Source organism: Mesorhizobium sp. M7A.F.Ca.US.008.03.1.1 (assembly GCF_003997495.1).
Lineage (GTDB): Bacteria > Pseudomonadota > Alphaproteobacteria > Rhizobiales > Rhizobiaceae > Mesorhizobium.
The window spans coordinates 45583-60743 of sequence record NZ_RZRU01000027.1; the positions used below are offsets into that span (position 1 = coordinate 45583).

Annotated in this window: 17 protein-coding genes and 1 tRNA gene; 13 read left to right on the forward strand and 5 right to left on the reverse strand. The window is 59.3% G+C overall.

All coding sequences use genetic code 11. From position 1 onward, the window contains the following. Nucleotides 1–248: 248 nt before the first annotated feature. Nucleotides 249–1364, reverse strand: a complete 1116-nt coding sequence (locus EOA16_RS27970; protein ID WP_127261027.1) for a GTP-binding protein — start codon at nucleotides 1362–1364, stop codon at nucleotides 249–251. A 3-nt stretch (nucleotides 1365–1367) separates the two neighbouring features. After that, the gene (locus EOA16_RS27975) at nucleotides 1368–2534 is read right to left on the reverse strand and encodes a D-alanyl-D-alanine carboxypeptidase family protein (protein WP_127261028.1); all 1167 of its coding nucleotides are present in this window, start codon (nucleotides 2532–2534) and stop codon (nucleotides 1368–1370) included. Between the two features lie 212 nt (nucleotides 2535–2746). On the opposite strand from EOA16_RS27975, the gene EOA16_RS27980 reads away from it, so the two are divergent. The 11 genes from EOA16_RS27980 to EOA16_RS28025 all read left to right on the forward strand — a co-directional run bounded on the left by EOA16_RS27980 (nucleotide 2747) and on the right by EOA16_RS28025 (nucleotide 10512). After that, nucleotides 2747–3910 (forward strand): M20 aminoacylase family protein, encoded by a 1164-nt coding sequence (locus EOA16_RS27980; RefSeq protein WP_127261029.1) that lies wholly within the window; start codon nucleotides 2747–2749, stop codon nucleotides 3908–3910. Nucleotides 3911–3993: 83 nt separating this feature from the next. After that, a tRNA-Arg gene (locus tag EOA16_RS27985) sits at nucleotides 3994–4070 on the forward strand. Nucleotides 4071–4443: 373 nt separating this feature from the next. Continuing rightward, on the forward strand, nucleotides 4444–4644 hold the full coding sequence (locus EOA16_RS27990) for a DNA-binding protein (protein WP_127261030.1): 201 nt from the start codon (nucleotides 4444–4446) through the stop codon (nucleotides 4642–4644). Continuing rightward, the gene (locus EOA16_RS27995; RefSeq protein WP_127261031.1) at nucleotides 4641–5129 is read left to right on the forward strand and encodes a hypothetical protein; all 489 of its coding nucleotides are present in this window, start codon (nucleotides 4641–4643) and stop codon (nucleotides 5127–5129) included. Before EOA16_RS27990 ends, EOA16_RS27995 begins: the two co-directional genes overlap by 4 nt. Before the next feature lie 187 nt (nucleotides 5130–5316). Beyond that, complete coding sequence (locus EOA16_RS32775; RefSeq protein ID WP_164754416.1) at nucleotides 5317–5475, forward strand: hypothetical protein; 159 nt, start codon at nucleotides 5317–5319, stop codon at nucleotides 5473–5475. A gap of 118 nt (nucleotides 5476–5593) precedes the next feature. Then, complete coding sequence (locus EOA16_RS28000; RefSeq protein WP_127261032.1) at nucleotides 5594–7147, forward strand: hypothetical protein; 1554 nt, start codon at nucleotides 5594–5596, stop codon at nucleotides 7145–7147. Between the two features lie 655 nt (nucleotides 7148–7802). Next, nucleotides 7803–8381 (forward strand): hypothetical protein, encoded by a 579-nt coding sequence (locus EOA16_RS28005; RefSeq protein WP_127261033.1) that lies wholly within the window; start codon nucleotides 7803–7805, stop codon nucleotides 8379–8381. Then, nucleotides 8366–8803, forward strand: coding sequence for a hypothetical protein (locus tag EOA16_RS28010; RefSeq protein ID WP_127261034.1), 438 nt, complete (start codon nucleotides 8366–8368; stop codon nucleotides 8801–8803). Before EOA16_RS28005 ends, EOA16_RS28010 begins: the two co-directional genes overlap by 16 nt. Continuing rightward, complete coding sequence (locus EOA16_RS28015; RefSeq protein WP_127261035.1) at nucleotides 8803–9183, forward strand: hypothetical protein; 381 nt, start codon at nucleotides 8803–8805, stop codon at nucleotides 9181–9183. Before EOA16_RS28010 ends, EOA16_RS28015 begins: the two co-directional genes overlap by 1 nt. A gap of 10 nt (nucleotides 9184–9193) precedes the next feature. Beyond that, a complete protein-coding gene (locus tag EOA16_RS28020) occupies nucleotides 9194–9940 on the forward strand; it encodes a hypothetical protein (RefSeq protein WP_127261036.1) in 747 nt (248 codons plus the stop codon). After that, nucleotides 9937–10512, forward strand: coding sequence for a hypothetical protein (locus tag EOA16_RS28025; RefSeq protein WP_127261037.1), 576 nt, complete (start codon nucleotides 9937–9939; stop codon nucleotides 10510–10512). The genes EOA16_RS28020 and EOA16_RS28025 overlap by 4 nt, the downstream gene beginning before the upstream one ends. Here the strand turns inward: EOA16_RS28025 and EOA16_RS28030 are convergent. The 3 genes from EOA16_RS28030 to EOA16_RS28045 all read right to left on the reverse strand — a co-directional run bounded on the left by EOA16_RS28030 (nucleotide 10475) and on the right by EOA16_RS28045 (nucleotide 12811). Continuing rightward, nucleotides 10475–10795: an HTH domain-containing protein gene (locus tag EOA16_RS28030; RefSeq protein WP_127261038.1), complete on the reverse strand. Its 321-nt coding sequence runs from the start codon at nucleotides 10793–10795 to the stop codon at nucleotides 10475–10477. The two genes, EOA16_RS28025 and EOA16_RS28030, sit on opposite strands and share 38 nt — an antisense overlap. A gap of 118 nt (nucleotides 10796–10913) precedes the next feature. Then, nucleotides 10914–11606, reverse strand: coding sequence for a hypothetical protein (locus tag EOA16_RS28035; protein WP_127261039.1), 693 nt, complete (start codon nucleotides 11604–11606; stop codon nucleotides 10914–10916). A 797-nt stretch (nucleotides 11607–12403) separates the two neighbouring features. Beyond that, on the reverse strand, nucleotides 12404–12811 hold the full coding sequence (locus tag EOA16_RS28045) for a DUF6173 family protein (protein ID WP_127261041.1): 408 nt from the start codon (nucleotides 12809–12811) through the stop codon (nucleotides 12404–12406). A gap of 132 nt (nucleotides 12812–12943) precedes the next feature. Here EOA16_RS28045 and EOA16_RS28050 point away from each other — a divergent pair, with 132 nt between their 5' ends. Both EOA16_RS28050 and EOA16_RS28055 read left to right on the forward strand, forming a co-directional pair. After that, nucleotides 12944–14233 (forward strand): tyrosine-type recombinase/integrase, encoded by a 1290-nt coding sequence (locus EOA16_RS28050; protein ID WP_127261042.1) that lies wholly within the window; start codon nucleotides 12944–12946, stop codon nucleotides 14231–14233. A gap of 110 nt (nucleotides 14234–14343) precedes the next feature. Then, the gene (locus EOA16_RS28055) at nucleotides 14344–14982 is read left to right on the forward strand and encodes a cytochrome b (protein WP_245456043.1); all 639 of its coding nucleotides are present in this window, start codon (nucleotides 14344–14346) and stop codon (nucleotides 14980–14982) included. Nucleotides 14983–15161 lie beyond the last annotated feature (179 nt).

Sequence of the window (15161 nt, forward strand, 5' to 3'; positions counted from 1 at the left end):
TGGCCGGTCTTGGCTCCTTCCTCTCCCTCCGGAGGGGGGAGAGGTGGCGCCGCGAAGCGGCGACGGAGTGGCGGAAGGCATTCGCCAAACGCGCAGCCGCCGCAAGGCAGGCGCAACCTGGCGAACAAGAAAACTCAGGCGGGCGGCGAAGGTCGACCCCCACTCCGTCGAGCTACGCTCGACACCTCTCCCCCGATCGACGGGGGAGAGGAAGGGGGGCAGCGCGTCGTCATTCCGAATCGAGACGCCTACCGCCCGGCAATCGCCAGCGGGTTGTTTTCCAGCGCCGCGCGGTCGGGCGTGTCGATCGCCGGCCGGTTGGTGAAGGCGGCGAACAGCCTGCGGATATAATCTTCCGGCATATCGAGCGTGATCAGCACCAGCCGGGTGCCGCGCTGGCCATCGGGCCAGGACGGCAATTGCACCGGCGGATGCAGGATTTTCTGCACGCCATGGATCACCAGCGGCCGCGACGGGTCCTCCCTGAGCTCGATGACGCCCTTCATGCGCAGCAGATGCTCGCCATGCGTCGAGCGCAGCAGGTCGAGGAACATCTCGATCGCCGAAAACGGCACCGGGCCGTCATGCACCAGCGAATAGGAACGCACCCGCGAATCGTGGCGATGACCGTGGTCATGGCCATGCGCATGATCATGCCCATCATGACGGTGGTGGTCATGATCGTGCGCCGCTTCCTCGCCCAGCCAGCGCCGCACATCGGCGGATTTGGTTTCCGGGTTGTAGAGGCCGCAGTCGAACAGCGCCGCCACGCCTGTCTCCGTGTCCCCGGCATCGAGCAGTTCGGCACCTGGATTGATCAGCCGCAGGCTCGCCCGCAGCATTTCCAGCTCATTGGAATCAGTGATCAGATCGGCTTTGCTGAACACGATGCGGTCGGCGACGGCAACCTGCTTCACCGCCTCGACATGGGCATCGAGCGTGGCATTGCCGTTGACGGCATCGACCAGTGTGATGACGCCGTCGAGCCGGAAGGCCTGGATCAGCGCCGGATGGGCCATGATCGACTGCAGCACCGGCGCAGGGTCGGCAAGGCCGGTGGTCTCGACGATGACGCGGGCAAGCCGGGCGATGCGGCCGGTCTGCAGCCGGTCGACCAGGTCGGCCAGCGTATCGACCAGTTCACCGCGCACCGTGCAGCACAGGCAGCCGTCCGAAAGCTGGATGATGCCGTCGGAAGACTGCTCGACCAGCAGATGGTCGATCGCCACCTCGCCGAACTCGTTGATGATCACCGCCGTGTCGACCAGTGCCGGATCCTTGAGCAGCCGGTTGAGCAGCGTCGTCTTGCCGGCGCCGAGGAAACCGGTCAGCACCGAGACGGGGATCGGGAAGCCGCTGCCCATCGGCTAGTTCGCAACCTTGGCCGGCTGGTCGCCCTGTGCGGCGGAGCCGGCAATCTTCGGGCCGGTGCCGGCCGGTGCCGGCCTGTCGGGCCGCCAGCTCGGGATCGGCACATCGGCATATTCCTGGCGGCCCTGGTCGAGGATGGCCTTCGGCGCCGGACCGGTGGCGCCGCCGAGGCCGACGGCAACCAGCGTCGGCACATGGTCGAGCTTTTCCTGGTAAGGTGATTTCGGCACGTTCTTGGCGGCAACCGGCGGCGCTTCTGACTGCTCCTGCGGCGTCTTCTTCTTCCTGCAGACCTCGTCCTGCATGTCGTTGGGCGAGACCGTGTCGCCATAAGGCGCCAGCGTGGTGACGGTGGCCGAGCCGGCGGCAGGCGTGTCGAACCCCTGATCGAGCAGTTTTGCCGCCGTCTCGGCGCGGGTGACGGCCGACTTCTCGCCAAGCACAACCGCGACCAGCGTGCGCCCATTGCGCGTCGCCGAACCGATCATGTTGAAGCCCGAGGGGCAGACAAAGCCGGTCTTCATGCCATCGGCGCCGGGATAACGGCCGATCAAGAGATTGTAGTTCGGGATCGCCTTCTTGCCGACGGCAAGACCCTCGATCGAGAACCACGGTACATATTGCGGAAATTCGCGGCGGATCGCCATCACCAGCACGGCGAGGTCGCGCGCCGTCGTGTACTGATCCGGCGAATAGAGCCCGTTCGGATTGACGAAATGCGTGCCGTTCATGCCGAGACGGGTCGCCTCGGCGTTCATCCGGTCGGCAAAGGCCGCCTGCGAACCGCCGACATTTTCGCCCACGGCCATGGCGATGTCGTTGGCCGATTTGACCAGCATCATCTTCAGCGCATTGTCGAGCCGCATCACCGAGCCCGGCTTGAAACCCATCTTGCTTGGCGGCTCGGCGGCGGAGTGTTTGGTCACCTTGATCGGCGAATCAAGCTGCACCTCGCCGGCGGCGATCGCCCGAAAGGTGACATAAGCGGTCATCAGCTTGCTCAGCGATGCCGGATACCAGCGCTTGAACGCATCCTGATGTTGCAGGATCTTGCCGCTGTTCAAGTCGAACACGACCACCGGATTGGCCAGCGCCGGCCCGGCCACGACCGATAGCGCGATTGTGCCAACCGAGAATAGTTTGAGGAAATGCCTGTACCGCATGATCAAATCCGAAATCGCCTCTTGCCGTAGTCGCCCCTGGCTCCGTAAGATTTCGTTACGCGATCGCCAGCATATGGTCCGACCCTCAAAAACCGGACCCATTGTTGCGGTGCTATTTACTCTATGTGACGCCAAGATGGCAAAGTGCCTGGCGATCACAATTGCAAGGCAGCGGCCAACACCCGCCGTCCCAACAGCGAGATGGAACCATCATGCCAATCCTGAACCGTGCCGCCGAAATGCAGGACGAAGTTGCCGGCTGGCGCCAGCATCTGCACCAGACGCCAGAACTGAACTTCGACGTCTTCAAGACCGCCGCCTTCGTCACCGAGAAGCTGAAGGCTTTCGGCTGTGACGATGTGGTCACCGGCCTCGGCAAGACCGGCGTCGTTGGCATCATCCGCGGCCGCCAGGGCGAAGGCCCGACCATCGGCCTGCGCGCCGACATGGACGCGCTGCCGCTCAACGAGATATCAGGCAAGCCCTACGCCTCGACCATCCCCGGCAAGATGCACGCCTGTGGCCATGACGGCCACACGGCGATGCTGCTGGGCGCGGCGAAATACCTAGCCGAGACGCGCAACTTCACCGGCTCGGTGGCGGTGATCTTCCAGCCGGCCGAAGAGGGCGGCGGTGGCGGCAACGAGATGGTCAAGGACGGCATGATGGAGCGTTTCGACATCTCCAGGGTGTTCGGCATGCACAACATGCCGGGCCTGCCTGTCGGGCAGTTCGCCATTCGCCCGGGCCCGATCATGGCAGCGACCGCCGAGTTCACCATCACTGTGCGCGGCAAGGGCGGCCACGCGGCGATGCCGCACGGCACGATCGACCCGATCGTCATCACCAGCCAGCTGGTCGGCGCCTTGCAGACGATCGCCTCGCGCAGCACCGATCCGGTCGAGGCCGTGGTGGTGTCAGTGACCAAATTCCACGCCGGTGACGCCTACAACATCATCCCGGAAACGGCCGAAATCGCCGGCACCGTGCGCACCTTGCGCAAGGAAATCGCCAAAAAGTCCGAAGAGCGCATCCGCAGCATTTGCGACGGGCTGGCGACCGCGTTCGGCGCCAGGGTCGAGGTCGACTACCAGGCGAATTACCCCGTGACCTTCAACCACGCGGAAGAGACGGTGTTTGCCGGCGATATCGCGATGAGTGTCGCCGGCGACGCCCATGTCCACCGTGGCATTCAGCCGGTGATGGGCGGCGAGGATTTCTCCTACATGCTCGAAGCCCGCCCCGGCGCCTTCATCTTCATCGGCAATGGCGACACCGCCGGCCTCCACCACCCTGCCTACGACTTCAACGACGAGGTAATCCCGCACGGCATGAGCTACTGGGTGAAACTGGCGGAAACCGCGCTGGCCGCCTGACGGCGGCAGCGCAAAGCCGGCCGAATTGCCTTCGGCCGGCCTCTTGGCGAAACGATCCGAAGCGGCTATGTGTCTGGCCGCGTGGTCCCGTAGCTCAGTAGGATAGAGCGGCAGATTCCTAATCTGTAGGTCACAAGTTCGATTCTTGTCGGGATCACCACTCGCAAACCCATACAGCGCAAGGCTTTGCGGAGATTGAACAAGCTTCAAATCTGACCATTTCATGTTGCATCCATCCGCAACACGGAACAAGCAAACACAAGGGGTTACAAGGCAGCGCAAGCGCACGCCCGCAACATGATCGCAACATGGCGATATCCACGTTGTGCTGCTTTGCGGGCCATTGTGGAACGCTTGCGGGCGTGCAAACATGCCCTTTCTAGACAGGTCCGGACACGGGGACAGAATCATATCGGCCCAGCCTTGATGGCTCAGGCCCGCGCCGAAAGCGCCTGACGCGTACAACCGCGCCGCCCTGTCTCAGTCCCCATATCGGAATCATGATGCTCGTCGGCGCAAGCCGGAGCTATCCGATGGACGAAAACACTACTGCGAATGAATTGGGCCTCATCTGGGGTGCTGACAACATTGCCCGAGCAATTGGCCGGAAGCCTGGCATTACGCTGCACATGCTTCAGAACGACCATATTCCTGGCGCGAAGCAAGTCTGCGGGCGCTGGGTCATTGCGCGCACCAAGCTGTGTGAGGCCTTCGGGCTGACGGAAGCGGCGTGATGGAAGCCACCTGCGTATATGAGCATTGGCGGCCCGACACCAATGTCTGCTTTTACGTCGGCAAGGGGCCGCTACGCCGCTCTCGCGACATGGGCGTCTCCGCTGGGTGCCGCACTGCTGCGCACGGCGCTGTCCAGCAAGAGCCAAAGGCCAAAGGGCTGTCGGTTGAAGTGCGCATCGTTGCGGTCGGACTAGACGAGATCGAATCCCTGCGCTTTGAAATGGACCGCATCTCCCTGTACGGGCGCGCTGACCTTGGAACGGGGACGCTCGTCAACCGAACGAACGGTGGCTCGGGGACATCAGGAATGCGTCACACGGATGCATCGCGAGCCAAGCTGTCCGCGCACTTCAACCCCTTGGGCAAGCCTCCCCGCAACACTCGCCTCGAACCGAGGACCGAGTATCAAGCGAAGCTAGCCGCCAAGCGACGCAGGGATCAACTTTCAGCGAAAAGGCAGACTCGGTGGATTAAGCCATGCTGACTGAGGCATAAAACGTGACCAGCCTGCGCGCCTACTTCATTTTCCTCAACAAGCGTCGTGAGCGGATACGGGAGGGGCTGCGGAGCGGCACCGTCTCGCTACCAAACGAGAACGATTTCTACGTCGCTCAGTTGTTGCGGCACAAGAACAGCGCTGGTCGTTCAAGGTCGGCGACAAGACGGTGTCGTTGACCACGTCGGAGCTTAAAGACCAATCCACTTTCCGCTATGCGGTGGCAGATGCGATAGGCGTGCTGCCGCCAATGCGCGCTCCCATCAACCATGAGTTCTGGGTTCGGAACCTGATGGAGAACGCTGTCGAAAAAGAAACCGCCGATCCCTCTTGAGAAGGACCGGCGGTAGATATGGCACACAGAAGGAGCCGGGGATGTACTGCGGTAGTCGACCCCCGGACCAACTCCCACATTACCCGCAAAAACTTGATAAAACAAGGAGTTGCGGCTTATGGGCCAGATCACCGAAGACCACATCATTGCCCTCTCAAAACGCTTTGAGGGTTACGAATTCGCACACGGCAAATACGACATCAAGCGCGTCAGTGAGAAAGGCAAGAACGAGGGCAAGGCCGTCACGTACAGCACGCCGCCAACGCTTTCCCTCTGGGAAGCTCACGTCAAAGGCGAGGGTGCAGGACTTGGGATTATCCCGCTGCGCTCAGACAACACGCTTCTATTTGGCTGCATCGACATCGACGTGTTCGGAATCGACCACAAGGCACTTGAGGCGAAGTGCAAGGAGCTTGGACTGCCGCTCGTTATCTGCCGCTCAAAGTCCGGCGGCGCACACTGCTATCTGTTTTTGAAGGAGCCAGTTCAAGCCTCCATAGTTGTCGATGCCCTGTCAGCATGGGCGGCGGCACTTGGATATGGCGGGTGCGAGATCTTCCCAAAGCAAACCGTACGCTATGACGGTGGCGATGGTGCACAGAAGGACATCGGCAACTGGCTGAACATGCCCTACCAATATGCGCTTCGGACGACGCGATACTGCGTCAAGGACGGTGAGCCGATCGACCTCGCCCAGTTCCTCGACCACGCTGACGCTATGTCGGTGACAGAAGAGGAGCTTGATGCCCTCAGTATTGCTCAAGCCAATGATGACGACATGTTCGACGAGGGGCCGCCCTGCCTTCAATATCTGAGGGGGCATGGTGGCTTGCCTGACGGGAGCCGAAATGAAGGCATGTACAATGTCGCCGTCTATCTGAAGAAGCGCTTCCCGGACGATTGGCAGGACAAGCTTCAAACGTACAACGTCGCGATGTGCGATCCGCCTATCGGACTAGCCGAGGTCAACACCGTTCAGAAAAGCGTCGACAAGAAGGACTATGATTATCGATGCACGAAGGCACCCATCCAACCGCATTGCATGCGACGGAAGTGTCTTGGACAGAAGCACGGCGTTGGTGGCGGCAGTGTAGGTGGTGGTGACCTTGAGATTTCGCATCTGGCCAAACACGAGGGAAATCCGGTCCTTTGGTTCGCCACTATCGGCGGCAAGCGCATGATGCTTACGACCGACGAATTGACCAATCAGCTCAAATTCAGGTCGAAGGTGTTCGCCACCATCCAGCGCATGCCTAGGAGCGTGCCCGCGCCGCGATGGGAGCGGTATCTTGATGACCTTGGCAAGGATTGCGAGGTGATCGAAGTGGCTGAAGAGATGCTTGATATCGGGCGCTTCCGTAATCTGCTTGATGTGTATCTCCTTGGACAGGCGCGCACGACGACCAAGGAGCAGCTGGCGGATAGTCTCTCACCGTTCATTACGGGCGACGGCGAGGTCTGGTTCCGAGTGGAGGGCCTGTTGCGGCATCTCGACCGGCATGGGTTCAAGCATCCCTCCACCCTCATCTGTAAGTGGTTGAGAGACGAATGCGGGGCGCGGGATAGCCAGCTTCACGTGAAGGGTAAGAACCTGCGCATATGGAAGATAAGAGAGCCTGTGTCGAGCAAGGAGCCTGACCCTGAGAACCACTTTGGCTCGGAGGTCTTCTGAGCCGGGTAGCAGCAGTAATGCGCGCACGGGGCGTAATTTTTTTTTTTTTATTTTAAAGGGAAAAGTGGGGCTACGGGGCTACGTCGCAGTTAGTGCTCTGTAATTGCTGGACTGTTCAGGTAGCATCCGAGTAGCAGTTCCGAGGAACAGGGTGCTACCTGCTACTTTCCAAGGTGGATTGCACATCCAACGTGTACGGGAATGTTTTCTGAAAACACTTCCCATGTGTGCGCATTATGGGAGCGGCGTAGCGCAGCGCCTAGGTGTCCCCTGGAATGCTGGCGGCCTGCCGGCTAGGCGGGCGCTGTAGCGGCGGAACGCCCTCTGCCCGAGTAGTGCCTGCCCCGCAGGGAACCGCGCTGTAGGGCGGCGGTATTGCCGAGACGCAAAGCAAGTAATTAGCTGCGCACCCCCGTAAAAGCCATCAGATCACGAATTCAGAGCCAAGGCCCGCGTTTTAGTGCGCGCGCCGCTCGATACCTGCTCGGCTCGATCCCAGTTTTAAGCAACAGATTTTGTATCTGTCCCTCACCAGCTAAGTGATTGTAACAAATCCCGAAAATAGTTCATGTTGCATGCATGTTGCAGGCCACCATACGCTGCAAACTACTTCATCAAGCCGCAAACTACACAACAGATACATAGTGGATGCACAATGGACGCCTCCTATCCAGTCCGTAGAAAGCTTAAGGGCAGAAGCGGGGTCACGAATGGCAAGACGCTGCTGGCCGGCATGGACGGGCGTTCCAAGTGGGCGCGGCGGTTGCATGACCTAGTCGCCAATCACGTTGCGGACCTCGGTGGGCCTGAGCACGTCACCCAAAGCCAGTACATCTTGGTCAAGAGCGCCGCCAACGCGACAATCGTGATGGAGCAATGGGAGATTGAGTTTGCGAAGGAAGGCACTGCCAGCCTGCCAGCGCTGCTCGCTTACCAGAGTATCTCAAACAGCTTGCGACGCATCTTCGAGACGCTGGGGCTTGGCCGCGTTGATCCTCCGCGTGATGGCAAGGTGACTTACGACATCAGCAAGCTGAGCGACGCTGAGCAGCACCGTCTCAAGATACTGAACCACAGGGTAGACCAGCACGGGCTGAGTGCCATGTCGGAGAAGGATGCGACAGAGATGAAGATGCTGATGGAGAAGTGCGTGGGCAGGGGATACGGCCCTTCAGCCACAGAGCCAGGTGCCCGTGACCGCCCCTTCCACGAGATCGATTGGACAAGACGATGACAGGCCATGCGCCAACGCTTCTACGTCCGGGCGACTACATAAGAGCAAACGGACACATCTGGGTCATCGTCTTCTTGCTGGACGCCAAAGACGTGGCGGGACTCCCCGACTGGCCGCACTACTTCGTGGTGCGCTCCGTCCGTGACGGGCAACGCACGGTGATTCTCTATCACTTGTTTCCTGCTGACGACCGTCTGCATCACAGCGCGAGCCAACTGGACGGCATCTACACGCTGCACGAGGACAATCGCAAAATGGCGTTCCTATGCCGCGACGAACCCGAAGGCATGTTTGCAAAGCTTCTTCGAGCGACGGGCGGCGTTGAATGGTCCGCCCGCTGGCGCATCTCTTTCAACAAGTTGACAGGGTCCGACGTTCCCCCGCGTGCGAACTGGCGGCAAGCCCTGCCGGGAGAAGTCTGATGACCGTATCAGTCGACGTTGGCGATATCGTCGTGGCGGGATCAGGGTTGCGATGGTGCGTGCTGGCGTTTGTCGGCAATCCCAGCGGCGGTCAGGATGCGAAGCTGATCCGCAAAAACGGCGATGGCAGCTACAGCGGATTCCAGAAGGATGCCGAAATGCTGATCGCGGTGGAGACGCCTGTCTTCCAGCCCGGCGAACAGGTGACGATTGACGGCTTCAAGGGCACGTTCCTGAGCCGCGAGGCAGAGAGCGACGTGGCGCGCATCATGCTCGCACCACGCCAACGGCAGTTGTCGAGCGGCGGCTTTGTCCAGATCGAGGCCGGTGTGGCTCGCGCCAGCTACGCCCTATTCGTCGTCCAAAACCGAAAACTGTAGGAGAAGACACATGGCCACCAATGCTGATTTTGAACAAAAACTGCACGTCTCACCCTCTATCAATGAATTGGCAATCGACCACTTTGCCGAGCGGCCGAAGGGCAACGACAAGCAGCCCGAACCCGACCTGGAGCATGTCGGCCTATCAGCAGCGATGAAGGTGGCGCGGGAGGAGGCCCACGCGCTCGTCGCCCTGGTCAACACTGTTTATGCAGACGGAACGCAGACGCCTGCTGCAGCGGTGATCCAAGTCGCTGCCGCCGCGAAGAAGACCGGCGAGCGCGTCGCGGCGCGGCTCCTTGCTGCTCAAGCGACGGTGGATGCCACAATTTCCTCGCTGGAAAAAGCGACGTTCGCTCCGCTGCCGGATGCCGACATTGGGGAGAAGTTCGACAAGCAAATCCTTTATGCGATCAAGACCATGACACCTGGCGAACGCAGCGAAGCTTTCGCTGAAGCATTCGAGACCGGCGATATGACGATCATCGGTTCGGTACTCCGCGCGCCAGCCCTGTTGTCAGGCATGAAGGCAGCCGAGATCGCCGCGCTTCGGCATCGCTTCCAGCAAAAGCACCACCCGGCAGAGATGGCCCGTCTGGAGCGCTTGAAGAAGATGCGCGTGGCGTCAGACACCGGTGGCAAGGCCTTCGTCGCACTCATCAAGCAAGCAGGCGACACTACTTTCGCCAATGGCGCAATCGCTGCTCGCACGAAGCGGGAAGCGGTGCTGGCGGCACAGCAGGAGGCATCAGCATGAGCAAGCGAAACAGCCACACCACAAGTGAAGGCGTTGTCCTGCGCAAGAAGATCACCACGGCGGACCTTGCGTCGGTGCCGGAGGAATATCGCGTTGCTTACCGGGCGGTTGACGAAGACGATGACGATTGCGAGGGCTATGACTTCATCCTGGCTGTCAGCGCTGCGAACTACGTCACGGAGGCAAAGGCTGAGATCGCGTCCCTCACTGCCAAGCTGGAGACGCTCAAAGTTGAAGGCCCCGCGCGTGTGGCAGCTGAAAAGCTTGCGTCACGCGACTATGCAGTCGCTACAACCCTTCGTCATTCGCTTGTGAAAGCTGGCGTTAAATCCGGCTTGGTCGAAGGTGTCATCGCGTTGCTGAAGGACGAAAACGATTTCGAGGTCGAGGAGTCCAGCGACCGCAAAAAGAGGCCTGTCGTCAATGCCCGGACCGAGCGTGGGCTACTGACTGTCGATGCCCTCGTCGAGCAGTTCGTCACGACACAAGGGGCAGCTTATCTGGAAAGGCGCGCTGCCCCCGCTGGTGGCCACTTCAGTCAGCTACAGTCGGGGTTGAAGGCGCGTCGCTGACGACAGGACCCTTGCCAAAAGCGAGGGTCTTGGCCTTTGCACGCTTTGGCTGAACGACGCTGTAGCGCATTGCCCCGTCTTTCATGACGCCACTGATGGCTGCGCCCCCGCGCTTCACATCGCCGATTAGCGAGTATGCGGCCTGCTTGCTGATCGACAGCTTGTCGGCGATTTCCATGACGCTGACGGCACCGCCATTCAGCATTTCCAATACCTGGGATTTTTTGGTCTGCCGAATGGCGACGGGGGTCCCGGCTTTGACTTCAACTTTTCTCTTGGACATTTGATGTACTCCTGTCTGACACGTCCTTAATGGACGAAGCAGACATAGGACATCATTCCTATGTGAAACGAGCGACTGATAGTTGTCATCTGATTTCAGTTTGCGACTGATGGCGCTGCTAGGGTGTAGTCGAACCAGGGCCCGTATCGGGGGCCAACTCGCCGGGGCCGACGCATCCATTGTAGAAATCGGGCTCCTTGATCGCCGAGCATCGGTCAGAGTTCGCGCGCATCAACTCGAACATTTTGTCAGCATCCAACGACAACCGGCTGACTCGCAGTTCGCCGTCGGAATCCCCGAATACAAATACAATGTCCGTTTTTGGTACCTCTTTATTCCCTTCAACAAGCATAAGCATTTCAAGTGAATTTCTATAAGATTGCTCTCCGCTGAGAAGCGGGACCACGTCGAACATCAGCAGATTGCTTCCGGGCGCAATGATTGCTTTCTGATCATCGCGCAATCGGATCTTCGTTGCGGGGGCGAGATACTCACTTTCTGTATCCGCGCGAACAAACACCCCTGGAGCATCGCCATTGTTGACCACCAGCAGTCGGATAGTGGTTCCCTCCAGGGAGATCATGGGGGCAGACATATCCGAATGTGGTTTATGGAGGAGGGTGATGAAGCTCGGCACGGCGAAACTGAGCACGGATATCAGTGCCGTAAGCAGCGCCAATACTGTGCTTGAAACGGCAAACCAGCGCCGCCAATCCTGATAGGATTGACAGTGAGTGCAAACTTGAGCGCCCTCGGGGATAGATAAACGACACTGTTGGCAGTGTGTTATCCGCTGCTCTTCGTCTGGCATGATTTCGACTCGTCCCCAAGTTCTTCCACCATTTGACCAAGTACCATAGCAAAAGGGCACCCCGTTGCCAGGATGCCCTTCTGTTCAGAACAATCGGGTCATGAGTAGGAGAACCGAAGCCCACCTAGGATGCATGAAGCATCCCAACTCAAGTCGGTAGCGTGAGCTACCGCCCGACTGGCTGGCCTCGATCGCGAAGAAAATGCTCACGGCATTCTCCGTTGCTATCGTGTGCGAGGACCCTTGTAGTAGCCGCCATCGCACATTTGACCATCGTCTTGAGGGTTCACTCTGTAAGCCACCTAAGGAACCCACAACCCGTGCGGCTATTTCGTAGTTGATGATGAAGTGGCTATGCTGTCAGCGAACGTCAAGGTCGGCTACGTAACTTTCCACATCGGCCAAAGTGTCCGTATATTCGCGCCCATGGCAGCCCCTCACCACGGTATTGTTTTCGGTGATCATATAGCCGGGACCGTAGTAGGCGCGGAGCCACGAACGAGCGGGTGTCTTGCGAAGCCGGAAGCCATGCTTGCTAAGGCGTCGGCGGGCATTATCTTCTCTGGATTTTTCAGTCCGCATAAAAGCATCCTCATGTTGTGAGAACGTCCTTTGCGTTGCTCCGGGGGTCGGCTGGGACGGTGGTTGCCGAGGCCCGTGGGCTGAACTCGCCCTGCACGTCACTTCTAGCCCACCTGCACAGCCTGAGGAAGCGGCCTTTGCAGGGCTGGTTAACGCCACCCGTGCACTTGGGGCGGCGCGCGTGCTCGTCGCGCGACAGGCGGCGGCTTTGGCCGCTACTCATCGTCTTCTTCCTTCTCGCCTTCCAACTTCTTGGCCAGCACAAAGCCAATTCGATTTGGCTTGTCCGTCGTCACCTTGATGGCAACCAGTAGAACATTCACTTGGGAAATATGCTGGATCAACTCAACAGGATTGCCGTCCAGATTCTTGCCATTAAAGATCACAAAGTCTGGCCCCCAATACCCAACATCGTCAATGTGAATTGGTTCACGCGCACTAAAGTTGACTAATCTTGCGCCAATCTCCTGATCGGCTTCCAGCTCTTCTTCAAAGGCGATGATCGACCTAACAATGCGCTCGTGTGCCCACTTGGCTGGGTTCGCCTCTTCGAACTTGGGCAGATTAAGTTCTGGGAGACGGGGGAGGCGAAGAAATGGCATCTCGAAGGAATCGTTCGACACGTACGGATCTCCTCAAACTGATTCCTTATATTACCCCTCAGCGCCACGCTTGGATACGGAAGCACGAGCCCCTCATCGTTGCTGACCAACAGATTTTATGCAACATAGTGCCTCTAGACAGGAGACACAGTCATGTCAGTTCGTAAGCGTAAATGGACCACCGCTAAGGGCATCCAGAGGGAAGCTTGGTTGGTCGACTACACAGACCAGCACGGCAAGCGTCACGCCAAGACGTTCGACAGGAAGAAGGATGCTGACGCCTATGCCAGCGCCACCGACGTTGAGGTGCGGGGCAACAGCCACGTGGCAGACTCCGACACCATCACGGTCGAGGAAGCGGGCAAGCTATGGGTGAAACGAGCGGTCGATGAGTTGGAGCGAGGCACGGCTGACCAGTACGGCCAGCACCTGAACCTGCATATCATCCCGTTCATCGGTAAGCTGAAGCTGTCCAAAATCACAGTGCCAGCCGTACGCAAGTTCATGGATGACCTGACAGCTGCGGGCCGTTCCACGCCCATGGTCAAGGGCGTCCGCACAAGCTTGGGGAGCATCATCGCGGAAGCCCAGGAACGCGGCTACGTCGTGCGCAACGCGGTGCGGGATATGAGCAACAACCGCAAAGGCAAGACCGATGGCGCCAAGCGCCGAAAGGCGAAGCTGATCGTCGGCGAACACATTCCAACGCGCGAGGAGATCCAGTTGTTTCTGGGGGAGCTTTCCAAGTCGACCAGCAACTATCGCGTCATGATCATCACGGCCATCTTCACTGGAATGCGGGCGTCTGAATTGCGGGGGCTGCGTTGGGCTGACGTTGACCTCGAGGGGCGGCGCATTCGCATCACCCAGCGGGCCGACAAGTACAACAAGATTGGCATGCCAAAGTCGGAAGCTGGTCAGCGGACCATTCCCATGTTCCCGATGGTGTTCAACACCCTCACGGAGTGGAAAGAAAAATGCCCGAGAAAGAAGGAAAAGGGCACCGGCAAGCTGTTGCCACTTGAGTTCGTCTTTCCAAATGGACAGGGCAATGTCGAGTCGCATTCCAACATCCTGCAGCGGGGCCTTTGGGCGCCACAGATTGCTGCTGGCGTGGTGCGGGAGGAGAGGCCGGTCGATGCGGCGGGCAAACCCCAGCTAGACGATCATGGCTACGAGATCGTCATCATCAAAGCCAAGTACCCCGGCCTTCATGCGCTGCGCCACTGGTTCGCTAGCTGGTGCATCAACTCAAAAGCGCGCGGCGGCAGGGGCATGACCCCAAAGGAAGTGCAGGACATCCTCGGCCATTCGACCATCGGACTGACGCTGGACACCTATGGCCACCTGTTCAAAGACCATAGTGACAACGACGCACTTGCTGAGGCTGAGGCAGCGCTGTTAACCCCTGTTTCCGCAACACAGACGCAACATGCCGTCTAATTACGCAACAAAAACAACGGAATTGATAAAATTCCTAATCTGTAGGTCACAGGTTCGATTCCTGTCGGGATCACCACGCTTTTCAAAGACTTGGTGAGCCGCCATACTTCTTGCGAAAATTGGTTCGCTGCAGTGGATGGAAATCTCACGCCCTCCATCTTGCATTTGACAACGGTCGGGCTTCAGATGTGAAGGAGAATCCTCGCCTGCGCTGGAATTTCGGCATTCGTCTGTTGCATTGGCTGACCGTGATCGCGCTCGCGGCGCAAATCGCCATTGCCTTTGGGCCGATGGACGGGCCGGGCATGGCGACGATGAACTGGCTTCCGCTTCACATGTCGATCGGCGTGACGATCCTTGCCATCATCGTCCTCAGACTTTGCTGGCGCCTCTTCACCCGGGCCCCTGTCAGGCAAACCTCACGGCCCGTACGATTTGCGACCTCATTCTTCCACATGCTTCTCTACATCACGATTCTCGCCGTCCTTATAACGGGATGGCTGGGCTACCGGCCAATGCCTTTCATGCCTCCCGCACGGCTTTTCGGAAACTTGCCTGTTCCGCTGGCGCCGTCCGTCAGCGCGCTGTCGGCAAGGGGGTTCGCACTCATCCATGCAAAGCTGGTCTGGGTATTGCTTGGACTTGCCGGCGTTCACATCCTGGCTGCCCTGGTGCATTTCGTGCTGTTGCGCGATGGTGTTATGCGAAGCATGTTCTTCAGCCGGTCGAACACCGCCTCGCGGGAATAGAAAATGCCGCTTGCGGATGAGGACGGCTGCTCACGGCATCGCCCACGATCCTCCCGCCACGATCCTCCCGCCACGATAACCGCATAGCGCGCGGCCTGGCTATTGCGACAGAGCAACGGACACGCCAGGTTCAGGCGTGCCGCGCCGCTCCAGAATGCGCAGTGATACATGCGCGGCCC